Raw genomic sequence first — 23,702 nt, 5'->3', positions numbered from 1 at the left:
TTTTATTTGATTTTAATATATTTATTCCCTTTAAAGGCTTTAAGGATGTCATTTTTTAAATCCTGAGCAATCTCACTCTTTTTTTCCTCCAATACATTATTAATGTTTTCCTGATTTAATTCTACAAGTTCAGCGTAACCATTTAAATATTCACGATTACAAGCTGTACACCTTACGTAAGTTTTATCCTCATTAAAATCAAACGCTCCGGTGTTTCCACAAGTAACACACTGCAAGCTTACATTCATACTATAATTATCCTTCATATCAATTTTCTTTAATTGTTCCATTTAATAAGGGAGAGCGCGCTCTCGCTCCACTCCCCCGTTAATTTAAGCGTAAACTTCTAATCGCCAAGTAACACCCTTGCCACCATAAGGGGGCATTGTATTTCCTTTGGCAATTGGTGCGGTAGTTGTAGGTGAACCTACAACTCTCCATACACCACTTTCAGGGCATGATTGTCCTGTACTTGCAGTTGTACCAATTGGTTGTCTCATATTATACATATAAGTTAGTTCTCCTGGTTGGAACAGGGCAGGAACACATTAACCCTCCGAGAAAATTTGGAAATCATGAAGGAATAATTACTTTTGAAGTGCGAATTCGGGAAGTAATTTAACTTTCTGATTTAGAGTCAAGTCACCATTTTCTCAACTGAGTGACTTGGCTTTTTATTATTACTAAAACACTTAGTTTTTATTCAGGTTCATTTGCAAGTTTTCAACATTCATTAATATTACGAACAAAGTTTAAATGAAAACTAAAAATCGTTATCCAGTTTCTTTTCCATTTCCGTTTTTACAAAATTGAAAGTCACTACCATTTTATCATTTAAGGTTTTAAGAACTCGCATACGCTGGCGTTTACCATTTTGACGTTTATTTGCAATATTTGATATGGGCAAACTTTGCGACTGGAAATCATTATAAGATTTATACCTACTTTCCTTTCCATAAGCATATTGAGGTATCTCCATTTTAATTTTATAGTTGCCATCTTTTACAATTACAGAGAGCAATGCATTAAAATAGTATTTATCTCTAACCGGATTTGAAGTTGCTAAAGCACTAAAATCCGTCATATCAGAAATATCGTAGAAATTATTAACACTGCAGATTCCAGATTCAGCATCGTAATTTGAAGTACCTATTTTATTACTAGTAAAGGTTTTCTGAATAGCCAGCTTCGCCCTGGAGAATAGCTCCTGCTTTGTTGTACCTGGTAAGTCTAAAACTGCTTCTACATAAACTGCATTATCTTTTACTGGTAGATAATCTTCCAATGCCACCGTATCGGCAACTTTGGCCCCATTACGTTGAGTGCTCCAGGTAATGGCATCCTGAGCAAGAGCATTTAGGCTTGAGAGTAAACCTACTAAAATTAATAGAAGAAGTAATTTTGATGTTTTCATATTTAATATTGTTTATGATACAATATTAAAACCAACCTGTGCAGTATAGCTGCAAACATATTGCTTTGTTTCGATTTGACTAATCCTGTCGTTAATCAAATAAACATATTAAAAGAGACTCTGATTTAAAATCTAAAGATCCTACATTTAAATTTCCTTTAAGTACTTTGAGAAATTACTCTTAAACATACTGCTGTATTCTGACCAATTAGAAACACAAGTTTCCAATTGGTCTAAAAATGCTCTTCTTGCTACTACAGCATTCATAGAATCTGCAGTAAGCCACACAATACGCTCTAAGCATCGTAATCTTTCCAATGATGTTAATCTATCTTCGTTGAGCTCTTCTCGATCCAACCCAAGATATTTAATTGTTGTTTTCCCTTTTACTGTATTTGATCCCGGAATTGCACCATCAAAATAAATATGATGTTCTGGATCATCTGTACCACCTGGATCTAAAAATAATGGGTCTTCAAAGGAAATATCACGAACAATTGAACATGCTCTAATACCAGAATCTGAGATAGGAAAATAATTCCCCTTAAATCTCTGATTACAAATTTGACATGAAAAATAAAGATTTCCCCAGTCATAGCAAAGCCAATAATACCCAGGATACACATAATCAGAGTTTTCACCGTTCTTATATGCAGCCTTTGGTCGAAAATGTTCAACATCACCATAAGCAATGTGTGAGATTTTTGCCTCACAAAAGCAGCACTTATCATTTTGAACATGCTTTAACAAATCCTTTACATCTTCATGGCCATATATTTTAGAGCAAAAAGAAAACTTTGTTCTAATTTTATCATCATCAAGATGAAATCCCCCTGGAGAATTGGTATACATTAATACATATTCATCTCTCAAAAGTAAACCATCCTCTACTAGAACTTTTGGAATTTCAAAACCAGCTTTACTAATTTTTATCATTCTTAAGGGTGTCAGCCATTTTTTTAATATAAATCATTGACTCTAGTTCTTCAATAGTTTCTCCTGTAGGCAGGTAACCAATTTCATTTTTATATTTATTCAAGAGAAACTTATCTTCTTCACTTATTATGCCGCTTCTTATCATATCCAGTCGTTTTTTCATTAAATCATCTAACACAAGGGGTCTAGTACTTACCAAGTCAAAATACTTACTTGCTAAAACTTGATCAATTCTCCAATTTTTAATAATATTGGGGTCATTATCAATTTGAATTTTGCCATTTTCATTCAAGTGGTAGAGTAAAATATCATATTTACCCTCTACGGCTTGAACAAGCAATGGACTATGTGTAGCCACAAAAACATGAGAGTTATCGTCGTTTAAATTAAATTCTTCCAATAGACGGATATAATTTCTCTGCCAATTAGGATTTAAGTGAGTATCAGGTTCATCTAGCAAAAACAGACAATCATCTTTTCCTGTTATAAGTAATAAGCCCAAAACTGTTATTAATTGCTGCTCACCTTCACTTAACTGTTCAAATCCTATTGCAAAATCTAAGTTTACTTTCTTTACATTAACTCCTATTCTATTAAAAATTCCAACAACCTCAGTAGATTCTAGCGCATTAAAGAAATCAATTGGATGCTTAAAATTCTCAAAAACAATATTGCTAAATGGTTCTAATTCTATTCTAGAAAATTCAATATATTCTTTAATATATTTTTTTGAGACACCTTCACTCGGGTAAATTAGTGGCTCAGACCCATGATCTATTTGATAATTATAGAATGTTGTTAAGAGTAAATCAATTTTACCTTTTAGATTCCAAAAAGGATAGTGGACAGGCTTCTTAGCCCCAATATTTGCGAGTAAATATTCAGCACTTTTATCAATCCCATCAATATTATTATACTTCCAATCTGGATTATTAAAGACTATTTCGAAGTCAATTAAATGATCAATTTCTAGATATTCATTAAATAACTTCCCTATATGCACAGAAAAATCCTCATGATATCTATATATCGCCAATGTTAAAAGCAACAATTGTCCATGGTGGTTTTCGGTAAAAAACAATTTCCTTAGATCATCGACTTGTTCCTTTTCTTTACCTCTATGCCAATTTCTTAATGCATTCTTCTGTATATTTTCATGCTGCGAATTAATGTCCTTAAGCCGCTTATTCTCTCCAGAATAATACCCAATTATATATTTAGGTAAATACTTATTATTCCTATTTTTCTTAAAATCATTAAACTCGATCCGTTCAAAAGGATCGGCATCCTTCATACATTTATTTTTTAATCCTATTGATAAATGGCCATCATTTATCCTTATTCTCATCAAATTGTCATAGCATGTGTATTCGACGTCAAAATCAAAATACCTGGATGAGAACAACTTAATTTCATCTACATTTTCAATTAGATCTAAATTTGAAAAAATGATAGTTAAAGCTTCAATAAGATTAGACTTACCTAATCCATTTTTACCCACTAACAAGCTGGTTAGCTCCGTATTAAAGCTCAATCTGATATCTTCAACATTTTTATACTTGGATATCCAAAGCTTTTTTACTTTCATTTTTTTACAGATTGTTTAAGTCTTTCTATTTCTCTCAATAAATTTTCCGCAAGACCATCATTAAAATCCTGCTTCACCAACTCTCCTCTGAATGCCTTACCTAAAATAACTTGCGGTAAACTACCTAATTGGACTTTCAAAATTTGATATTTCTCTTCAATCACATCTACTTTAGCCAATAAACTATTTACTCGTGATATAATTTCGAACTGTTCATCTAGCGAGGGTAAATTAATTTGAATAGCACTTATAGTCCCTTGATTAATTTTAGGCATATTTCCAGATGTTCCTGATGCAACATCTTTAAAATACTGCTTTATTGAAGGTGATGACAAATTATACAAAAGAAATTCATTAAGTATCAATTCATTAACTTGAATTTTCATCATTAAATCTGGGTATATGAAATCATCATCCTCTCCATTATATATTACTGCAGTACCAACATATTCTAATGAATTTGCTCGTTGAATCAATATATCTCCTTTTTTAAGCCATAGATGAGAATTTTTATCTGGCTTTTTTATATCCAAATATTTAACATATTTTGGGTTAAACTTTCCAGAAGTAGTTGCTGCTAATGTTAAACTTTTCACCTCAGTTATGTAGTCTACGGCCTTAGGTGAAAATCCATTTCTAGCTTTATTTAAAACTAAATCATTGAAGTTATATTGTTTCCAATCGTCAAGTTCACATCGTCCTTCTCTCCACTTCTCAGTTAAATTTCCTTTTACCGCTTGACTTAATACCGCTTGTCTAAAGTTCTTAACCAATTGAGGTATAATATCCAATTTTGCTTTTACAATTTCTATACTTGCAAAAAGCTTATCTAGTTTTTCTACAATACGGTTTTGTTCAGCGAGGGGTGGTAATAAAAATTCGAGATTCCAAAGTACTGCTGGGTCAACATGGGGAATTCCACTTCCTCTTGTGTTTGTATTTAATAAATCAAATTTAGACTTTAAAAAGTAGAAAATATAATTCGTATTAACCAGTATTGGCTTTAATGCAACCAAAGTGGAGCCTATTGCTCCTGCTTTACCTTTTGAGACCCAACCGCTGCGTGCACCATCCCAAAGAATAGCAATATCACGAGCCTCTAGTAAATTAGAACTTTCAACATCAGCATATTGTCTAATTTCATTTTTCTCTAATGCTTTTATATCAAGATAAGGAACAGAATTTTCAAATTCGATATCACTTAACATTTTAGGTTTTTTGCCTTTTTTAGTGATTACTACATTTTTTAAAGATGTACTTATCCACCCCACTGGTAATTCCTTCTCACCCATTACCCTAGCTCTTTCATAATTTTATTCAATTCATCAGTTATACTTTTCAATTCAGCCAAAGCATGTCTGGCTATATCAACCGGCTCACCTAAATCAGCACCATCATTCAAAGTATCATCAGCGATTAAACCAATATCCAAACTATCATTTTTAGCAGCAATCTGTTCCCGACTAAAACATTGCCAGCGTTTATCAGTTCCGGTAACTTCTGAACGCTTAGCTTCACTTATTTCACCTAACCAACTAGTTTTTAGTTCAGTTTCCGCAATACCCCCAGTATATGCTTTTATAAAATCGTCAAAAGCATTGCGTGTAAACGGAGTACGTTTACCATAACTAGGTGCATTGGTCCGCATGTCATAAACCCACACGTTTTTAGTATTATCTACTTCCTTCTTACCCCTGGTAAAAAACAACACATTGGTTTTTACACCTGCAGCATAAAATATTCCCGTTGGTAATCTTAAAATGGTATGTAGATCACATTTCTCCATTAAATCGCGACGTATTTTTAAACCGTCGCCATCTTCAAATAAAACATTATCAGGCAAGACAACAGCAGCTCTGGCTTTACCATCAGCCTTTAAAGAGCGATAAATATGCTGCAAAAAATTTAACTGTTTATTGCTACTTAGAAAAGTTAAATCATCACGACTTGGTCGCTCTCCTCCCTTTTTAGTTCCAAAAGGTGGATTCGCCAACACACCATCAAAGTTTTTAAAACCCTTACCTTGCTCGCTTAAAGTATCACCCAAAACTATTTTGCTTTCGATACCATGCAACTTGGCATTCATTAAAGCCAAACGATGTGCATCTGGCACCAATTCGCAACCAGTAAATGCTTCCCTAACCTGAAAATCTCTTTTAGCAGCATCCAGTCCATAGTAATGATCATGCTTATTTCGCAGATATTCATCTGCTGCAATCATAAAACCAAAAGTACCAGCAGCGGGGTCGTTCCAACGTTCACCCAATTTAGGCACCATTAGTTCAACCATGATGTTAATTAATGGTCTTGGCGTAAAATACTGTCCCGCTCCACTTTTTTTCTCACCTGCATTTTTCTCTAAAAGCTCTTCATAAATGGTAGCAATTTTATCTTTTTCACGTTCCTCATACCAATCAATATCATCTATACTAGTAATTAAAGTACGTAGGTTAACAGGCTTACGCAAAGTTGTGCTTGCATTCGCATAAATTTCCGTTACCATTGCATTCGGGCTTTTAGCACTAATAGTCGCTAAAAGCTCACGATATGTATCAAAAAGTTCTTTATTATCACTTATACCTTTAAGCTTATCCCAACGGTATTCCTCTGGTATATCTTCTTCAAATTGCTTAATTTGCGACAGGCGCAAAAAAAGAATAAAAGTTAATTCATTTAAATATTGATGATAAGTCACCCCATCATCACGTAACACATTACACAGACCCCACAATTTTTGGGCAATCACTTCGGCACTCATCTTTTATGCTATTTGGTTTTCGTATAAATATTCGTTCATTTTATCTAAAACATCACCCAGTTGATTTTCAAAAATCTTATCTAAGCGATTAAATCCGCCGGCCTCCGTAAAGGGTTCTTTATCAAAATCTTCTTTACGGACAATCGTTTCGGCAAACATTTGTTTTTCAATCCGCTCTAACCAATTCAATTGGGTTTTATTCCAATTTTTCATCTGGCGAATCTTTTGCATGGCATTTTTTATCCGATCGTCTTTACTAATTAAAGTATTTCCAATCATTAAAGTGCGAATATAGGAAATGATATCCGCAGCTACATCCTGATGTTTAGCCGCCGACCATGCCGCATTTAGCGTATTCACATTATAGCCCTGCTGATCAAGCTGTAACAGCAACTCTTTTAATTCCTTTCGACTTAATTCTTTTGGTGCCCTACAGATTAATTTTAAGGCAGCAATTTCATTTACATTGTTTTTTAAGTAAGCACTAAAGCTTTCCAGGTAATCTTCAGGCTTTTTTGCTTTCCCATATCCCCTTTGCATTTCATTAAAAGTATCGACATGATCCGAATATAATTGATGCGCTGGAGCTACTTTAAATTCATCTAAGTACTTCCATAGTTCGGGTAGTTGATGAATCAGCTTTACAGAAGTATGTGTGTCATTATGCTTTAACTCATCAATAAGCACATTTATGTCTCTACCATCTGCATTAAAACTAAATGCATCAGCATTAAAATTACCTTGACTTTTTTTGCGCTGCAATTTGGCGATAATCTGTTCTATTTGAATTTGCGTACGTTCTGTAGAAGTTATTAACGGGAATTCAGCAACCAGCTGATTAAAGTTAGTCGTTGGATTGACCACGACCGGCTTCATTTGCGTATAATCTTCCAATGCCTCATAAATACCAACTGCATCGAAAATTTTGAAGGTTTGTTTTTGAATATCTGGGCATAAACGGGTAGCCCTACCCAACATTTGTTCATATAAAATACGTGATTTTACCCGACGCAAGAAAACAAGGTTACTGATTGTTGGCACATCAATGCCGGTCGTTAACAAATCAACAGTTACCACAATGTTTGGATACTTCTCGTTTTTAAAACGTTTAACCTGCCCTTCAGGATCATAAGATTTCCCTGTGATCTTTTCAATTGCATGATCTGGCACGATTGCCCCAATGGCTTCAAATTCTTCCTTAAAAAGTTTAACAATCAGATCCGCATGTTCGTCAGTTGCAGCAAACACTAAGGTTTTCTCCAAACCATCCGGATCCAGCTCTTTAACCAATTGTTGAACTACGGTGCGATTAAAAGACTCTGTAATTACTCTTTTATTAAAACCTGTTATTTCAATTTGCAGTTCATCCTCTAATTCATCCAGTTCTTTGATGGCATTTTCTTCCCTATCGTAGATTTTAGGTTTTTCGCCTGCCTGCCAAACAATACCATCTTCTCCCAATTGGGTCTTTATGATATAGGGTGGTTCATGGTCAATTAAAAATCCATCTATAACTGCTTCACGGTAAGTATAAAAATGGACAGGCTTTCCAAAAATCTCATTGGTATGCAAGGCTGGTGTTGCCGTTAATCCAACGCCGAAAGCATCAAAATAATCCAATACCTGCCTATATTTACTTACATAATCATTTTGGTCTTTAAATTCTAAATCCTCTTCCCCTATCTCCTTATCTAAAAGGTATCCCCTATGCGCTTCATCTACAATAATACAATCATAGGCATCAACAGAAATGGGTAAACCATCCTTTTCAGAATCACGATAAAATAATCGTTTCACCATTCCCTGCACGGTCGCAAAATGCAGTCTGGTATCCTTTTCAGGAAATAAGTCTTTTAAATGCTTAACCTCGTAATTATCCGAAAAGGTAAGCAGATCCTCTACTCTATTGTCTTTAAATGAATCAGCCGCCTGATTAGCCAGAAGACTTCGATCTACTAAAAACAAAATACGTTTAAAACGATTGTTTTTAATTAAATGATAACATAAGCCAATAATTGTACGGGTTTTACCGGTACCGGTAGCCATGGCTAATAAGGCTCTTTTTTGATCAGGATGATTAACCAGAGTATCTTCTACAGCTTTAATCGCCTGAATTTGATAATCCCTTAAACCTAATCCTGCGGAACTTTGCAGAAAATCTAAAGTAGAAGACTGAAGCTTAGTGTTAGCCTCCTGTAAGTCTGCTTCGTATAATTTCTTTAAGCCTTCTGGTTGATACCAGCCTTGTAGGGGTCTTGCATTATTAAAGCTATTTCTCGTATCTAAAAACCAAACACCACTTTTTGTTTCTATTTGCTTTAAATAAGTTCTTCCATTTGTGGAGAAAAGAAATGGTGCTTTGAAATTACCCCATTGCCCCAATAGCTTAGTCCCCTGCAGTTCCTGTAATTCAGCTGCGTAAACCTTTGATTGCTGAAGATTAGTGGATATATCAAGTCCGTATTTTTTTGCTTCAATCAAACCATATAACTCAGTTCCAATAAACAGCGCGTAATCTGCCCACAAGTTACCACAAGGCCATTCTGCTATAGCCATATTTTTACCCTTTTGAGGTAATGTCTTTTGCGTTTTATAATTTATTAATGCGGTATTGGCTTCCCAACCAGCCTGTCTTAGCTGCTCATCAATTACTGCCCTGGTTTCACCCTCAGACATATTTAATTTCTTAGCTGCCTGTTCTGAACGTTTAGCAAAAAGCACTTTCTTTTCCTGAGGAACTTCTTTTATAGTTGCTTTCAGCTCTTCAAATTGAGCTTGTAATGCGATATGTTGTTTTTCTAATTCATTTAATGCATGCCTCGCATCTAAATTATCGGGGACATGGAATTTCACATCATCAATCTTGTGGTTCTTTACCGAATAAGCTTCATAAAACCACTTGCCCAACTTAAAAGAAGAAAACAAAGCATGTTTAGCATCTTCAAAAGTACCAACAAAGGTATGGTTAGCAGCATTTCCCTTTACACGAACATTGTAGAAAAAATCTTTTACGTTTTCGGGCAATACTTTTTCGTAGCTTAATTTTTGAATACGAGCTTGAAATCTATTGTCATCTGGAAATTCCATCCCAATAGCTTCATATATTAATTCAGTTAAATGCTCAGCAAACTGACGCAGCTTCATAAGTGCGGTTCCTGGATCAGTATGCAGATTATATTCTGCTGATTGCCCCAAATTGAATAATAATGGAAATTCTTCTTCGAGAAAATTAAAATTAGATGTTATCATTTAACGGAAAGCGTTTTACTATTTTTGATTAAAAGAAACTGCTCTAATGAGCTAAAACATTTTTAACTATACAAACAACCCTAAATAACGACAAAAAACTGTAAGATTTAGCAAATGTGGGTAACTAATGTGCAGTAATTATGCACAGTTAACCATAATTTTTTTCCATTGCCCTGATTTTTCTAAGAAAGTTGAGTCTAAAGCTTTCAGGAGATACAATGATTATATTTTCGCCATAGGCTAACAATGAAGCAATAAGCTCATAGTTTGGAATCACCTGAAGCTCAATGTATACCCCTTGATCATTCTCTCCAACTTTTTTCTGTGATCCGTGTATCGGTTTTGTTTTAATATAAGGCCAAAGATTATGAAGAACCAAAATCTGAATAGTTTCAATAGTTTTATCATTGGATATCGTTACACCAATTACATCATCAAAATATTCATTAAAATCTATAGTCTTGTTCTGCTCATATATTTCAGGAATTTCTGTTAAACTAACTATCCTGTCTAGGGCTAAATTGTTTACATACTTACTCTCAGAATTGAAACCGAATAGGAACCAGCGTAAATTATATTGTTTTAAATAGTAAGGATGGATAATATGACTAACTATTTTTTCATCTTTAAAAGACTGATATTGAACCCTGAGCACTCTTTTATAATAAATCGCATTAAACAGTGGGGTGATGAATTCTAAACCTTTTAAAAACTGATTCTGCTCAAAGTCAATAATTTTATTTTCATCAATTTTACTTATGCTTTCCAAACGGCTGGCAATGTCATCAATCCATTCAAATTGAGGCATTCCTTTAAATCGTGACAGCGTTAATAAAACCTCATTAATCTGATTCACCTCTATTGTACTTAATGGACTTTTATTAATGGAATAACTTTTATCTGCGTAACGATGATATGTTTTTCTTCCTTCTTTTAGTCGTTCAAGTTCAATATGCCAGCCCTGAGCACTTTCCATATATTTGATATCCTCATATATTTGGCGTTTTTTCACCCCTTCATGCTTTCCCGTAAAATCATAAATAGCTTCATTACAAGCGATGATCAAATCCTCTATATAACATTTACGCCCGAAATTACTGAAGCATTTATCTAAAGCGATATAACGAATCTGTGCATGTTTGTTTGTTGCCATAAAAGTGTTTAAACGGCCTAAATCTAAACATCAATACCGAGAAATGCTAATTAGCTGTTTAGCCTCTTCGCTTATCAAATTTCATCTAATAGCTCCTACTAATCTAAGTAAAAACAAAAGAGGTTGATCATCTTTTTACCGATGATACAACCTCTTAAATGTCGTAGGTCCTAGCTTCCAACCAACTCTTTACCTCTCGATCCCCACTCCTTCTTCAACTCCCTTTCCAATCCTTTTTTCTTTAACCAACCCCTGATTTAATGCTGGCACCTTTAGCAGCTCCTCTCGTTTTACTGACTTACCATCCAAATCAAAGAAATTGATTTTGCCATAACGCACTGCCGTTTCCACAAATACCTTCGTCTGCTCGCCGCCTTTTTCTACAGTAACAATCGGGCGATTCCCATTCCTTAACGACAGCTCTAAATTCTCCGCCTTTTTGGGGTCCTCTAAATCTTTAATCTTAAACTCATTTAAAGATCTCTTCAAATCAAACCCATAATTCGGATCCATGAACTGCCGCATCGTAAAGTTATTGTACCTATCCCTTGGTTTATCTACATCTAATACCATCCAGGCTTTATACTGATGACCATCCCTGCTCAGCAAGTCATCCCGGTAAACTGCTCTCCCCTGCATCAAATTCACCGCCTGTTCAGCGGTATAACCCTTTCCATGATCTACCCAAAACGTCTGAGGGATTGGTGGCGCATAAAAAGTCTGTTGAAAATCTTTAGTCAGATAATTCACCTTACCCTCTTCCATTATCACCAGGGGTATTTTATGCCCTATATCCTTGCCGATAGCCAGTTCACAATTGCCCGTATTATTTTTAAACAAAGTAATGGCCTCTGCTACATTTTCCAACTTTTTAAACTGATTTCTTCCATCAGCATCTTTAGTAATCAATAGATACTTTTGCCCTTGTTCCAAAGGAGTCCCCTTATGAAGGTAAGCCTCAAATCGGTTCATGTAATAGTATTCACTATTACTAGACTGTTTAAAATACAAAGTCAAATCCACTTGCCCTTTTCCACCAAGGAACCGCTCATCCAGCGTGAAATTTGGAATATTATTCCTCATTTGTTCTTCCATCAACGTGATGATTTTATCCCCAAAGCCCAAAGCTTTCATTTCCAGTTTAAGAGCTTCTAAATTATTTAAATTCATTTTTCCTGTTTTAAAAAGTTGATCTTATTGAATTTATGTCCTTCTCTAGGAGTTGTTATGAGTCTGGCCTTTTGGAGTAAGCCCTAGAAAACTCACATACGCTACAGGCAATCATTTTTCTGGTTTATTATTTTTTAGTAGTACGCGTTGACCTGCCTTCAGTTTCACCTTAATCCGTCTGACTTTCTTACTCAGCAATGATTTAGCCGCATCCAGCCCAGCTCCAGCCACCTGTGTAGTTAAACTCTGATCAAAGCCAGACAAGCCCATACCTCGAGCGGCATTGTCTATCCCTCCGTTCAAGCTCTCGGTAATCATGGCCTCGGGAGCATACATTCCTGGCATTCCATCCAATGCATAGACAGACAAATCCACTGGGATAATAGAAGTCCCTACACGTATATTTTTGATATCCAGCAGGAGCCGTTGATTGATAATCCGGCAAGTGCCAAAAATAAAATGGCCTTTGGCTATATTTTGATGATTTAAGGTAATGGAATCTAAAATCCGAAGTTTAATCGTCGCCCCCTGAACCACCTTTTGCTGATCTACAATTTCCGCAGGAATTGCCCTAAACAAACTATCAGGACTGGAAACAAGCTTTTCTTTATATCGCTGCTGCACCAGTTCAGGGTGCTGAATATCCAAAATGCTTTGCAACATCCCATTGAGTTGTCTCATCTCCGGATCTTCGGCTTTATTTTCCTGCATGGTCTTCATCAGCCCTTCCAGCCGATCTACATCATTTTTGATGGAAGTAGTTTGGCTGGATTGCTGAACAGATTTAACCTGTTCAGCGGGTAATTTCTCTGGTTTTTCCAGTTCCCGATTCAAAGCCTCCAATTTTAAATTGATTTGCTCGGCAGGGTCCTCCTGTTTAACCTCCCCAAATCCTAAGCGATGAGTCATCACTCCCAACCTATTGCCGCCACTTAGAGAACTGTCCCGATCTAACTGCGCATAATACCCCATTTTATTTACCGGTTCAGTTTTTTTAAATCTTGCATCCGGCAAATTCGTATTGATTCCTTTTGCAGCCAGCTGCTGGTCTTTCTCCTTATGATTTCTACCTCCTCCACCCATCGCATAAAATGCCAAGGCTAAAAAAGGCAGTACCAATAGCGGAAGTAACAACAATACTTTTCTTTTGTCTTTTGATCTTTTAGTCATCATAGTTTTATCTTATCAGGTCATTATTATATTTCATTTAAATTGTTTCTCCCAGCAAGAGCGAAGCGACGGTCTATTAATTTAGAAAGGCAGAAAACAGCAAATCCAGCAGGTAACTACCAAAAACACCACAAAACAGCACCAACAGTAATCGCTTAGTTCTTATCTCTAAATTTTCCGCTTTTTCATTCAACCAATCGGCCAAGCGTCTTTGCCGGCGAAGCACCCACAGGGCGATTCGGTGAACCAGCGGGTTAGCTAAGCCGCCAGAAGTCCTATTTTTAAAAGCTCGTTTCATCTTAAGGTTTAATTAGGTCCTGGTTTGAAATCGTTTCCCATTTCAAGATCAAGAAGCCATGGGGATTATTGTCTGAACGGGATACATTACGCAAATAACCCTGGGTGACGAGCTTTCGAAGTACTGTAAAGCTCGAACGAACCAATTTCTGTGTGGCATAACATCGGAAGTAAAAAGGATACTGGTTTAAGTCCAGCTGTGTGCTGTCTATATGGATTTCCTGAGAAATATTACCGGCCATTAAATTGCTGTAAAATCCCTGCTCTTTCAGGTTATCATAAGCCTTTTTGGCACTCTGATCAGCCAGATTCAAAGCCCCAGCAATATTTCGCTGGATCACCTTTTCATCTGGATCCAGGGTGAAAAAATAATGGTGGAACATTTTTACATGATCCCGGATTTCTACCCCTATGTTGTCTTTACGTTCTGCCGCAAAAACCTCTATTGCTTTTCCATTGGCCAGAATATAAATCCTGGCCTGCGCTGCTTTGATCCCTTCATAGCTTTTATAAATCGCAAATCCAGAAAGCCCTGCGCAAAACAGCATCAAAAAAATGCTGAACCTTTTGATATGGCTAAAAGCCGTATCAATGTTTTTAAATTGTGTAAACATCCTTTAAGTTTTAGAATTGCCAGATAATTTGTCTTTGAAATAATCGTTGCCCGTAGCTGTCGCCATCCCCTGAGAAGTGGAAGATTTTTTGTCCCCCAAAGCATCCTGCATCATCCCCGTACCTGCCCCTGAGGCCGCTCCTGCAACAGCGCCAGTACCACCAATGACCATCGTATTGACCTTGCTTAAGATCGAATTTCCTCCACCGGCATGCACTACATAATTGGCCACTGTAGGTACACAGAAGTAACCCACTATTCCAATAATCATAAAAATTAAATAAGCGATATCAGTACTACTGAAAAAAGTATCTCCCTGCTGGGCCACCTCAGAAATATCCAGGCGGATCATTTGTTGCTGAATCTTGCCCAGGATCGTACCGAAGATATTGGCAATCGGGAGCCATAAAAAGATGTTGATGTACCGTGCAATCCAAACGGTTAGCGTATGTTGCAACCCATCATAGACCGAAAAACCCAATACCAGCGGCCCCAGGATAGCCAGTACAATCAAGAAAAATGTCCTTAAGGTATTGATGCACAAAGCAGCAGACTGATAGACTACTTGTAAAACTTCCGACATAAACTGTTTAAAAGAATGTCTCATCTTATAATCCTGACGGTCCGCCCAAAACCTGATATCATTTCCTATCCCATCCAACCATCCCTCATCCTCAGGTGCATTCTTTGGATGGGTATATTTATACCACTGCTCTCGGTTTCCGCTCCCATCCTCTCCAACATACAGCTTATACTTTACCGACTTTTTCAGCTCCAGTTCCTTTTGATCCAAGAGCACTTTGATCGCCTGATCTGAATCTTTAACCATACCTGCCGTCGCCGAAACACTTAACCCAAGCACTCCATTAAAAACTGCTATTACTACAGGGAAAAGCACGATGGCCAGTCCAAGAGCAAAGGGCCGTAATAAAGGATAAAAATCGATAGCTTCCGCAGCAGCCATCTGACGCCATACCCTGCTGGCAATGTACCATAGCGCCCCAAACCCGGCGATTGCACGGCCTGCGGCAATCAGCCCAGAACAAAGCGGTAGCATTTCTGCATACACCATTTCCAGCACCGACTGCAAACCCCCAATCTGCCCTGCTAGCCCCTGTGCCTGAGAAATACAGGGCATAAAAATGATCGTAACCACTATTAATGTGGACATTAAAAATTTACATTTCATAACTTATAAGGAATTAATTAAGGTTGTAAAAGGTCTTGGAATCGCGGATCTGCTGTTTTTCCTTATCGCGATAGACACTGAGCAAATTAGCCTGTGCATTAAAAGATCGCAAGAACATCAGTTTGTCTTCTGTATCTGCAAAAATCCGGTCAATAGCTTGCAACCGCTGCTCATCACTCATTCTTAAGGTTGAAGAAGTCGTCACCATGATCAGTGCGTCCAGGTTATTTAAATTCTGGTCAAAGAGCTGCTGGTATACTTTAGCCAAATAATCCAGTTCAGAAAGGTTAAAATTCCCGGCCGATCGAAACCGGTCATAAGCCAACTTGTACTCCGTTACCATTTTCTTTTGATAAGTAATGATATCTGCAACACGTCTATACTTTTTAACCTCAGGGCTGACCAGCATCAAACCATCCAAAAAGACTTCATGCAAAGAGAAATTACCCTTCGAAATGTTTTTAATGGCATCGTAACCACCCGATATGACTGAAAAACCTTTTTTCATATCTGTGAGGATATTCTTAAGCTGACTTAGTTTTTCTACATTCAGCAGCAATTGTTGCACTTCAGTAGACTGTGCTTTCACTAAACCGGAAAATAAAAACAGTATTTGAAAAGTAGTACCAAAAATTAAGATTTTAATTGAGTCCATAGCTCTTTCTTAAATGGTGAATAGATTCTTGTTCTTCCTTATTTCCCTGGATTACCAACCAGACCTGTTTACTGAAATCCAGGACAAATACATATTTCTCTCCCAAAGATTGACGAATCCTCTGGACTCTAAAAATCCGCTCATCATCACTCATTTCCAACTTTCCAGAAATCATAATCGTTAGTAGTTCGTCCAAATCCGATCGGCACTGGTCCATTACCTGAACCTTTACCCCAAGGACATACACCCTCAAATCACCCAGAGGAATCCCATCAAAAGCCTGATCCATGGAACGTAGCAAAGCCGTCAACTCCTCTGTCTTAACATGAGCCCTAACTGAAGGGCTTATCTGCTTTAATGAAGAAATATGAGCCCTATGTAAGCTGAATTCGCCACCTGTAAAGCTTTGTACTACTCCAAGTCCAGATCCCACAATTTCATAACCCTTTTTAGCATAGCCCGCGTATAACTGTAAAGCAGTGATCTGTTGAAGCAGATAAAGCTTTTGCGTTTTTTTCTGTTTAAAAAACTCAGCAAAGGTTTGCCCCTCCGCCGAAAAAGAGAACACCAGTACTCCCAGCACCAGCATCGAGTATCCTTTATTGCACAACACCATAAATCTCTTTTAAAGTGGCGACCTCATCCAGGGATTTAGACCTGCTCAAACTCATCTGGATATTCCCGGTATTGAATTTTTTCAGGTCCGAAAAATTAATGTCCATTTGATCCGCAGCAGTATTAATTATCTCCAACCTTGCCGCATCACTCATTTGGGTCTTAAAAGAATTCACCACCAAAAGAAGCTGATCCAAGTTTTTAATGCTCTCATCCAAAATTCCTGCATATACCTTTTCCATATAACTCAACTCTTCAGGGGAAAAATGCTGATCCTGCTGGAATAGCTTCCAAGCCCATCTGTACTCGTCCACAATGGCTATTTGTTTTGTCGTTAGTTCTTTAATCCGTTTATAATAAGTGATAGCAGATTTGATCTCCCATAATTCCTGATAATAATTACTATATAAATCCTTTTGTCGTGAAGTCCAATCTGCGATCTCTCCTAACTTTAGCTTAGACAGCTGGTTCTCCAATACCTTTTGGGCATTTTGCAACCAAATCGTTTCATTCTGTAAGCGTTGGATCTTTAAGTCTACCGCCTTAATGACCTTTTTTACTCCCGCCTTGATCACTTCCAAAACTGCTATCTGTGCACTCGCCCCTAAAGGCAAAGCGACAAACAGCATCATGGTACTGATCGGCAAAACCACCATGTATTTTTTCATCGTCTTATGTATTAGATTTTTAACACTTTTCATTCGCCCCAATGGGCCTTTAAATGGATTCCACAATTTCATCTGATTAGAAATTTGTTTGAAATAAATGAGGTATAGCCTGATTTATGATGAGCTGCCCGTTTTTGGTTCCTTACTTCTGATTTCTTCCGCTAGGGCAGAAATCCCCTTTTGTATGCTTCCATATTTATTGGCATAAGCCTGAACCCGAACCTTCTCCCTTTCCTCAGTGGTATAGGCTAAGTATTCCTCCAAGGAAACTTCGGTCCGGTATACCTTGCTGTGACCACCAAGAGAAATAAAGACTTCCTTATACTTGCGATTGGGGTCATTGGCTTTGTTCATCGAAAGAATCAATGACTTGTCTTTCTCGGTCAACCCCAAGAGCTCCTGAATCTGGTCGAACTTGTTTTGATACTTACTTTGGTCCAGCAGGATCTTACAATCGCTGTTATTGATGATCGCATTTTTTACAATCGGGGAGCTGATAATGTCATCAATCTCCTGGGTCACTACAATGGGTTCCCCAAAAAACTTGCGCATGGTTTTAAACAGGTACTTAATGTGCTCTGCCATCCCTGGCTTGGCAATGGACTTCCAGACTTCCTCTAATAGCAAAATCTTCCGAATCCCCTTTAGCTTGCGCATCTTACTGATGACTAATTCCATAATAATCAAAGTGACTACCGGAAATAAAATTGGATGATCCTTCAGCACATCAATTTCAAAGACAATGAACCGCCTGTGCAGCAAATCCAAATTCGCCCTCGCATTCAGCAGATAATCAAATTCACCACCTCGATAATAAGGATTTAACACATACAGAAAATTCCCGATATCAAAATCTTGCTCCTTCACCCGACCATTTTCCAGCACCACAAGGTATTCCGACTTCAAAAAATCATAGAAGCTATTGAAACAAGGAAAGACGTCAGGCTGCTGATCCAAATGCTCAAAATACAGTGTCAAAGCCATGGAAATGGCTACATATTCAGACCTGCGGTAGGGTTCATCATCCTTTTTCCAAAGCGCCAGCAACAAGGTTTTGATGCTCTCCTTTTTTTCGGTATCCAGTACATCCCCATCAGGCAAATAAAAAGGATTGAATTTAATGGGGTCACTTTCCGTATAGGTGAAATAATAGCCACCAACCAAATCACAAAGGCCTTTATAGCTATGGCCAATATCCACGATCACTACGTCAGTTCCCTGCTCGTAATATGACCTAATCAGGTGATTGGTTAAAAAAGATTTTCCTGACCCACTGGGCCCGCAGATAAACTTAGACCGATTGGTAATCCAGCCTTTTTCCCAGGGCTCATCAGAAATATCTACATGTACAGGCCTCCCGGTTAAACGATCCCCCAGGCGGATTCCAAAAGGACTGACGCTACTGCGATAACTGCTTTCCAGATTAAAAAAGCAAGTCGCTTGTTCCAAAAACGTATCGAAGGTGTCGTTCATCGGAAAGTCCGCCTGATTCCCAGGAAGCCCCGAAAACCAGATTTGTGCTGCCCCATCGGTCTCCTGCTTACAAACCGCGCTCATTTGAGCCATTGCCGAGCCTACTTTGTTTTTCAATTTTTCTACCTCGGTCTTGCTTTCAGACCAGGCCAACACATTGAAATGGGCTTTCACTGGCAATCTGCCATGAATCACCGCCTCATTTAAAAAGTCATTAACCGCATCCCTACTCACCGCATTTTCCCTGGAATAGCCAGACAAAGACTGCAAACGCAGTTTCTTTGCTTCCAAACGAGTGATGGTCTTCTCGCTATCCTCAATAAATACATATTGATTCAAAATATGGTTACAGTTCAAAAGACTTCCTAAAGGACTCGCAAAGCCAATACTGAATTTTGTTCTATCGGTACTATACTGCTCATAATTCATTCGGCTTCCACAAAGTGGTGGCAATGCTGTTGCCTCAGCCAAGGTGTACAATTCGCAGCTTTTTTCACCGACCCGAATCCCTTGCTTCAACTGAATATCGGTAAGCATACTCCGCTGATCATCTCCGAGTAAAAAGCAATATTTTTCGATGATTCCAGCCTTATTCGCCGTTCCAGCTAACTCGTCATCGCTTAAGCGAGCCAAGGATACAAAACCACTGTCGATAAGAATACGTTCCAGTTGGCCAGCACTGTCTAGAAAATCCTTCAACAATATCGGATTAATGGTCTGAGCAGGAACAATAGATTTACGCAGCACATTGCTATACACCGAAGAAGAAAGTTTGCGCCCATGAGGTTTCTTGGTTAAAAAGAGGTAACAGCTATGGTCCAGACATTCCCTTTCATTAAAAAACCGTTCACTGGACCGCGAGAGAAAACCTGTCCCAGAATTGTTGAAATTCGCTTTAAAACTTCCCTTGGTAAACCAATCCTGCTTATGAAAAATACTATACTGTGGTAGCAGTTTAATGGCCTTTACCCAGCTTTGGTGATAAACCTCATATTCCTGATCTGAAAGTGTAAAAATCTCTGGAAGTCCTAGCCGATAACCAATCGTGATATCTCCTTGCATAGAAACGATGCAGCCCTTTTCTACCTTAGAAAGAGGCAATATATTCGAAGCCTCTACCATCTTGCTCCTCCTTTCAATCGAATAAACAGTCCCCTATTTCTAAACTTCAAAGTGCGAGGTACACTCCGCCTTGCCCAATATTTTTTAAGCCCATGTTCCCCAAACCGATGACTCAAGCGGAACACCATAAAAAACAACCCAGCTCCGAGGCCCAGAATTAAGGGCAAAACCAGCATCAAACCAACTCCGCAGATATACAGTATGGCAAATAAAATGAGCAGTAGCACCAGCCCAATCGCTAAATAAGCGATGTACTGCGCCTTTAGCCCTTTAAATACAATAGGCTTGGAAACCCCTCTGTTAATCGTATATACGCTGCCCATACTATATTCCAAAAAAGGACTTCAACACAGTAGCTACCACAACCAAGAATATACAACTGCCAAACCAGGCCGCAGCCACCTTATTTGTATCCGGCTCTCCAGCATTCCACTTATTGAATACTTTCACCGCCCCGATGATACCGATGACTGCACCAATGGCATACATCAGGTCGCAACCTGTATCAAAATACCCTTTAACTTTATTGGTCGCTTCCCGTATCCCAGCCTCTCCATCCTGAGCGAATAGATTTAAGGAAAACAAAAGATGGCAACAGCAAATTACTAAAGCGAAAAGTAAAGCTTTGCCAAAAGCCTTTTTGTGGCAAGTAAGTTTAGATGAATTCATGAGAAATAAATTGAGGTGAAAAATTTAGCGCAAAGACATTTAATCCCATAGGGATTCCAATTCATCATTTGAGAGATGAAAAGGCGCGTGCTGGGTAATCCAGGTATTGATGGTATCGAGATTCGGATTTGAGGAGATCCTTGGAAAGCTGATCCTTAGCTCAGACATCCGCTTAAAGAAATCTTGCTTGTTTCCATCTGAGGTCTCAATCCACTTAAAAATCTCCTTCAGTTCTTCCAATAGATCGGGAACCAAACCTACCTGATCCAGCATATCACTTTCAGCTCCGGCAAAACTGAGCTCAGCGATCCCCATTTCATGAACTCCTTCTGGAAGCTTTGATTTTCCCATCAAATCATCTGCATGACCAGCTGAGCCTTTACTTTGCTGCTGAAGAACAGACCCCAGAGCAACACCAGCTGGAAATCGCTTACCCACTAAAAAAGCACAAAAATGCTCCCGGTAAAAAATCAGAATTACCCCTAAGTACCAGATCGCGGTCAGTACTCCCATCACAAGAATAAAATCTCGCCAAGAAAATTGTTCTAACATATCAGTTTAATTTATCCCGGGGCTGCATTGCACCGGGAACTGATACAAAGGTTCAAATGCGTCAAATTTTTCATTGACAATCCCTAAAGCAAGCACTAACGATTGTTATTGCCCTTGGCTTAATCCTGCTGAGAATCTTGTTTTCTTAGCGGAGGATGATAAGCATCCCCGTCATCAATTCGTTTATTAATCGCCTCACGCATTTGATCTAAAAACCGGGTTTTACTCATGCTTTTACGTCGTTTAATCTCAGTAAAACGCCTGAAATATCGACTGAGGTTAACCTGAAAACATTGCTCAAACACATCCATTAAATCTGAGAGATCTACCTCTCCATTATTCACCTGGGCGGTATCATGAATCCCATAAATCAACTCAATCAAATTACAGCTATCCCCGGTCCAACGGGTAATGATTCCTTTACGACTCTTGAGTCCAGTCCCAGAAACCACGCTCTCAGGTGATTGTACCAGTTCCACCAAATGCTGCTGAAGCAGTTCATAGGCCATAAACTTAGACACCAAATAATCCTGACTGGTCCCAAAACTGGAATCTACCTCAGGAAGTTCCGCACTAAGCAAGCCCTCCAAACTTGCCCCACGAATGAAATAAAACTGATCCAGTTCCTTGGCCTTAAACTTATAATACTGGTAATGAAATTCATGCAAACGAAAGAAGCGCTCAATAAAGCGAAGCTGGCTCATATAATATTCCTTCAGTTCCTCATTGGCTGCAACAGGGCTTGTACTATCAATGGCAATCAACTCAACATAAAATATTTTCCAGCGGTAGAACCTTGGCTTTTGAGTTTTAAAAAACCAAATCTCCTGTGCAGGGCTAAACTCCTGGGAAAGGCTCCAATGTTTTAAACCGGAAAGGTGCCTTACCACCGCATCAAGATTAGAAATAAACAATTCCCTTCCAGGACTTTGCGATTGCTCATTGGACTTCAAATCATCCATCATTTGCTGATACATTTTTTCGATCAATTTTTCCATAGCATATTATTTAAGTTTCTAAATCAATATTAGAAGCTTCGGTAAGCCAAGACGTTGATCCAAATCACAAAAACAACAAAAAAATATCCGTCTTAAAAAAGTGTCTTGTACAAAATGCCACCTAGAGAAAATCAAAACGAATACGAGCACAACATATTGATTGTTTATCTGTTATATATATTGTATCGTCTGTCTATATTTTTGGTTTAAAGTTTAGCTTGTTTGATTTCGATCCTACAGAAAGTAACTCCTATGGATATTGATTTCATGCTAACTACTCTGGGATTTATTACCCCATTATCTCAGCAATTGCAAGAACGTTTTACCGCACAAATTCAACAAGAGACCGTAAGAAAAAGAACCATTTTACTCCGCCAGGGAGAAATCTGCAGGCGCATTTATTTTATAAAGGAGGGCTTCGCCAGGTGCTATTTTCTTGACAAACAAGGGAAAGAATGCACTACATGGTTTTTTAATGAGGGTGATTTCATGATTTCAGTACATAGTTTCTATACCCAGAAACCCGCTTACGAAAACATAGAAATATTGGAAGATTGCATCTTGCAATCTATCAGCTGGTTACAGATTCAAGCGATCTATGCAGATACCAGGGAAGGCAATCATATTGGAAGAGTAATGAGTGAACGTTACCAAATACAAAGCGAAGAAAGATTTATTTTACATCGGGACTCCAATCCCACAGAACGCTACAAACTTCTGCTAGACCACTACCCTGGAATAGAACAAAAAACCACCCAGACCAATATCGCCTCCTACCTTGGCATCAGCAGAGAAACACTTTGCAGACTAAAAGGAAAAAAGTTAAGGTGTGATATAAATCAAAAAAACTCTATTTAAAATATCAAACCAGTATTTAGATTACTGCTAAAACTCAAAAAATGCTTAAAAATCGATCAAAGCGATCTAGATTTAAAATCTAACCAGAACTCATCTGATAAAGTAACCTCAAAAGTGGTTGCGAAAAAATCATCTTGTTTGATAAAAGGAGTTATACTTGATACAATAGGATATGCTTTGATACCAATACTTGAACCACCTGTATTTTGAATAAATGACCTTGAAAAAATTAAATTATACTTCATCATCATGATCAATGTAGATTCTAACAATGACAAAATCTTATTCTCGTCAATGATGTTATCTGCATTTAAGCACGTTAATACTATTAGGGCTTCATCATAACCAGGAGAATTATTAAAAGTATCATAAGGTTGATTTAAAACATTATGATTAACTGAAGCAAAATCTGCCAGCTCTTTAATAGTAAACTTGAAGAGTTTCACATCTAACCTAATAATAAACAGAAAAATTTTAATCGCCAATGCTTTTTTCTTATCATCATTTTCAGGAAAGTCCTTTATTCCACCTATAATTTCGGTAATAAAATCCATA

General features: G+C 37.8%; 23 protein-coding genes. 1 reads left to right on the top strand and 22 read right to left on the bottom strand.

Annotated features, from left to right (window positions below; genetic code table 11):
* Positions 1-2 precede the first annotated feature (2 nt).
* The 21 genes from AQ505_RS09065 to AQ505_RS08965 all read right to left on the bottom strand — a co-directional run bounded on the left by AQ505_RS09065 (position 3) and on the right by AQ505_RS08965 (position 22,289).
* Complete coding sequence (locus AQ505_RS09065) at positions 3-290, bottom strand: hypothetical protein (protein ID WP_197286337.1); 288 nt, start codon at positions 288-290, stop codon at positions 3-5.
* Between the two features lie 473 nt (positions 291-763).
* Entirely contained in the window at positions 764-1,414 is a 651-nt protein-coding gene (locus AQ505_RS09060; protein WP_062547883.1) for a DUF4468 domain-containing protein, read from the bottom strand.
* A 147-nt stretch (positions 1,415-1,561) separates the two neighbouring features.
* Positions 1,562-2,350, bottom strand: a complete 789-nt coding sequence (locus tag AQ505_RS09055) for a hypothetical protein (protein ID WP_062547882.1) — start codon at positions 2,348-2,350, stop codon at positions 1,562-1,564.
* The gene (locus AQ505_RS09050; RefSeq protein ID WP_062547881.1) at positions 2,337-3,938 is read right to left on the bottom strand and encodes an AAA family ATPase; all 1,602 of its coding nucleotides are present in this window, start codon (positions 3,936-3,938) and stop codon (positions 2,337-2,339) included. Before AQ505_RS09050 ends, AQ505_RS09055 begins: the two co-directional genes overlap by 14 nt.
* Positions 3,935-5,230, bottom strand: coding sequence for a restriction endonuclease subunit S (locus AQ505_RS09045; protein ID WP_062547880.1), 1,296 nt, complete (start codon positions 5,228-5,230; stop codon positions 3,935-3,937). The genes AQ505_RS09050 and AQ505_RS09045 overlap by 4 nt, the downstream gene beginning before the upstream one ends.
* Complete coding sequence (locus AQ505_RS09040; RefSeq protein ID WP_062547879.1) at positions 5,230-6,696, bottom strand: class I SAM-dependent DNA methyltransferase; 1,467 nt, start codon at positions 6,694-6,696, stop codon at positions 5,230-5,232. The genes AQ505_RS09045 and AQ505_RS09040 overlap by 1 nt, the downstream gene beginning before the upstream one ends.
* 3 nt (positions 6,697-6,699) lie before the next feature.
* Positions 6,700-9,945, bottom strand: coding sequence for a type I restriction-modification system endonuclease (hsdR, locus tag AQ505_RS09035; protein ID WP_082461471.1), 3,246 nt, complete (start codon positions 9,943-9,945; stop codon positions 6,700-6,702).
* Positions 9,946-10,093: 148 nt separating this feature from the next.
* On the bottom strand, positions 10,094-11,098 hold the full coding sequence (locus AQ505_RS09030) for a helix-turn-helix transcriptional regulator (RefSeq protein WP_062547878.1): 1,005 nt from the start codon (positions 11,096-11,098) through the stop codon (positions 10,094-10,096).
* 189 nt (positions 11,099-11,287) lie between these two features.
* Entirely contained in the window at positions 11,288-12,268 is a 981-nt protein-coding gene (locus AQ505_RS09025) for a hypothetical protein (protein WP_062547877.1), read from the bottom strand.
* A gap of 111 nt (positions 12,269-12,379) precedes the next feature.
* A complete protein-coding gene (gene traM, locus AQ505_RS09020) occupies positions 12,380-13,441 on the bottom strand; it encodes a conjugative transposon protein TraM (protein ID WP_062547876.1) in 1,062 nt (353 codons plus the stop codon).
* Between the two features lie 73 nt (positions 13,442-13,514).
* Positions 13,515-13,736 carry a hypothetical protein gene (locus AQ505_RS09015; protein WP_062547875.1) on the bottom strand — a complete coding sequence of 74 codons (222 nt, stop codon included), beginning with the start codon at positions 13,734-13,736 and terminating at the stop codon, positions 13,515-13,517.
* 1 nt (position 13,737) lies between these two features.
* Positions 13,738-14,349, bottom strand: a complete 612-nt coding sequence (gene traK, locus AQ505_RS09010) for a conjugative transposon protein TraK (RefSeq protein ID WP_062547874.1) — start codon at positions 14,347-14,349, stop codon at positions 13,738-13,740.
* A gap of 3 nt (positions 14,350-14,352) precedes the next feature.
* Positions 14,353-15,519, bottom strand: coding sequence for a conjugative transposon protein TraJ (traJ, locus tag AQ505_RS09005; RefSeq protein ID WP_231635052.1), 1,167 nt, complete (start codon positions 15,517-15,519; stop codon positions 14,353-14,355).
* A gap of 31 nt (positions 15,520-15,550) precedes the next feature.
* On the bottom strand, positions 15,551-16,192 hold the full coding sequence (locus tag AQ505_RS09000) for a hypothetical protein (RefSeq protein ID WP_062547872.1): 642 nt from the start codon (positions 16,190-16,192) through the stop codon (positions 15,551-15,553).
* Complete coding sequence (locus tag AQ505_RS08995) at positions 16,179-16,808, bottom strand: hypothetical protein (RefSeq protein WP_157262281.1); 630 nt, start codon at positions 16,806-16,808, stop codon at positions 16,179-16,181. Before AQ505_RS08995 ends, AQ505_RS09000 begins: the two co-directional genes overlap by 14 nt.
* Positions 16,792-17,475 (bottom strand): conjugal transfer protein TraI, encoded by a 684-nt coding sequence (locus tag AQ505_RS08990; protein WP_231635051.1) that lies wholly within the window; start codon positions 17,473-17,475, stop codon positions 16,792-16,794. Before AQ505_RS08990 ends, AQ505_RS08995 begins: the two co-directional genes overlap by 17 nt.
* A 114-nt stretch (positions 17,476-17,589) precedes the next feature.
* Positions 17,590-20,070 (bottom strand): TraG family conjugative transposon ATPase, encoded by a 2,481-nt coding sequence (locus tag AQ505_RS08985; RefSeq protein WP_062547869.1) that lies wholly within the window; start codon positions 20,068-20,070, stop codon positions 17,590-17,592.
* On the bottom strand, positions 20,064-20,393 hold the full coding sequence (locus AQ505_RS08980; protein ID WP_062547868.1) for a DUF4133 domain-containing protein: 330 nt from the start codon (positions 20,391-20,393) through the stop codon (positions 20,064-20,066). The genes AQ505_RS08985 and AQ505_RS08980 overlap by 7 nt, the downstream gene beginning before the upstream one ends.
* 1 nt (position 20,394) lies before the next feature.
* The gene (locus tag AQ505_RS08975) at positions 20,395-20,739 is read right to left on the bottom strand and encodes a DUF4134 domain-containing protein (RefSeq protein WP_082461470.1); all 345 of its coding nucleotides are present in this window, start codon (positions 20,737-20,739) and stop codon (positions 20,395-20,397) included.
* Between the two features lie 39 nt (positions 20,740-20,778).
* A complete protein-coding gene (locus AQ505_RS08970) occupies positions 20,779-21,291 on the bottom strand; it encodes a hypothetical protein (RefSeq protein WP_157262279.1) in 513 nt (170 codons plus the stop codon).
* Positions 21,292-21,410: 119 nt separating this feature from the next.
* Positions 21,411-22,289 carry an RteC domain-containing protein gene (locus tag AQ505_RS08965; RefSeq protein WP_062547866.1) on the bottom strand — a complete coding sequence of 293 codons (879 nt, stop codon included), beginning with the start codon at positions 22,287-22,289 and terminating at the stop codon, positions 21,411-21,413.
* A gap of 222 nt (positions 22,290-22,511) precedes the next feature.
* On the opposite strand from AQ505_RS08965, the gene AQ505_RS08960 reads away from it, so the two are divergent.
* On the top strand, positions 22,512-23,147 hold the full coding sequence (locus tag AQ505_RS08960) for a Crp/Fnr family transcriptional regulator (protein ID WP_157262277.1): 636 nt from the start codon (positions 22,512-22,514) through the stop codon (positions 23,145-23,147).
* Between the two features lie 56 nt (positions 23,148-23,203).
* On the opposite strand, the gene AQ505_RS08955 is transcribed toward AQ505_RS08960, so the two are convergent.
* A complete protein-coding gene (locus tag AQ505_RS08955; protein ID WP_062547864.1) occupies positions 23,204-23,701 on the bottom strand; it encodes a hypothetical protein in 498 nt (165 codons plus the stop codon).
* Between the last annotated feature and the right edge of the window lies 1 nt (position 23,702).

It is taken from the genome of Pedobacter sp. PACM 27299, from assembly GCF_001412655.1.
Taxonomy (GTDB): Bacteria; Bacteroidota; Bacteroidia; order Sphingobacteriales; family Sphingobacteriaceae; genus Pedobacter.
Note: the sequence above shows the minus strand (reverse complement) of the source record. Positions and strands in the feature narration are given on the sequence as shown.

Bases quoted from the DNA above. Each gene is read 5' to 3' on its own strand.
- AQ505_RS09045 (WP_062547880.1), bottom strand. From the start codon at position 5,230: ATGGGTGAGAAGGAATTACCAGTGGGGTGGATAAGTACATCTTTAAAA.
- AQ505_RS08985 (WP_062547869.1), bottom strand. From the start codon at position 20,070: ATGGTAGAGGCTTCGAATATATTGCCTCTTTCTAAGGTAGAAAAGGGC.
- traM (WP_062547876.1), bottom strand. From the start codon at position 13,441: ATGATGACTAAAAGATCAAAAGACAAAAGAAAAGTATTGTTGTTACTT.
- AQ505_RS08955 (WP_062547864.1), bottom strand. From the start codon at position 23,701: ATGGATTTTATTACCGAAATTATAGGTGGAATAAAGGACTTTCCTGAA.
- AQ505_RS09000 (WP_062547872.1), bottom strand. From the start codon at position 16,192: ATGGACTCAATTAAAATCTTAATTTTTGGTACTACTTTTCAAATACTG.
- AQ505_RS09015 (WP_062547875.1), bottom strand. From the start codon at position 13,736: ATGAAACGAGCTTTTAAAAATAGGACTTCTGGCGGCTTAGCTAACCCG.
- traJ (WP_231635052.1), bottom strand. From the start codon at position 15,519: ATGTCCACATTAATAGTGGTTACGATCATTTTTATGCCCTGTATTTCT.
- AQ505_RS08990 (WP_231635051.1), bottom strand. From the start codon at position 17,475: ATGAAAAAATACATGGTGGTTTTGCCGATCAGTACCATGATGCTGTTT.
- AQ505_RS09055 (WP_062547882.1), bottom strand. From the start codon at position 2,350: ATGATAAAAATTAGTAAAGCTGGTTTTGAAATTCCAAAAGTTCTAGTA.
- AQ505_RS09025 (WP_062547877.1), bottom strand. From the start codon at position 12,268: ATGAATTTAAATAATTTAGAAGCTCTTAAACTGGAAATGAAAGCTTTG.
- AQ505_RS09030 (WP_062547878.1), bottom strand. From the start codon at position 11,098: ATGGCAACAAACAAACATGCACAGATTCGTTATATCGCTTTAGATAAA.
- AQ505_RS09050 (WP_062547881.1), bottom strand. From the start codon at position 3,938: ATGAAAGTAAAAAAGCTTTGGATATCCAAGTATAAAAATGTTGAAGAT.
- AQ505_RS08995 (WP_157262281.1), bottom strand. From the start codon at position 16,808: ATGGTGTTGTGCAATAAAGGATACTCGATGCTGGTGCTGGGAGTACTG.
- AQ505_RS08965 (WP_062547866.1), bottom strand. From the start codon at position 22,289: ATGGAAAAATTGATCGAAAAAATGTATCAGCAAATGATGGATGATTTG.
- AQ505_RS08980 (WP_062547868.1), bottom strand. From the start codon at position 20,393: ATGGGCAGCGTATATACGATTAACAGAGGGGTTTCCAAGCCTATTGTA.
- AQ505_RS09040 (WP_062547879.1), bottom strand. From the start codon at position 6,696: ATGAGTGCCGAAGTGATTGCCCAAAAATTGTGGGGTCTGTGTAATGTG.
- AQ505_RS09060 (WP_062547883.1), bottom strand. From the start codon at position 1,414: ATGAAAACATCAAAATTACTTCTTCTATTAATTTTAGTAGGTTTACTC.
- hsdR (WP_082461471.1), bottom strand. From the start codon at position 9,945: ATGATAACATCTAATTTTAATTTTCTCGAAGAAGAATTTCCATTATTA.
- traK (WP_062547874.1), bottom strand. From the start codon at position 14,349: ATGTTTACACAATTTAAAAACATTGATACGGCTTTTAGCCATATCAAA.
- AQ505_RS08975 (WP_082461470.1), bottom strand. From the start codon at position 20,739: ATGAATTCATCTAAACTTACTTGCCACAAAAAGGCTTTTGGCAAAGCT.
- AQ505_RS09065 (WP_197286337.1), bottom strand. From the start codon at position 290: ATGGAACAATTAAAGAAAATTGATATGAAGGATAATTATAGTATGAAT.
- AQ505_RS08970 (WP_157262279.1), bottom strand. From the start codon at position 21,291: ATGTTAGAACAATTTTCTTGGCGAGATTTTATTCTTGTGATGGGAGTA.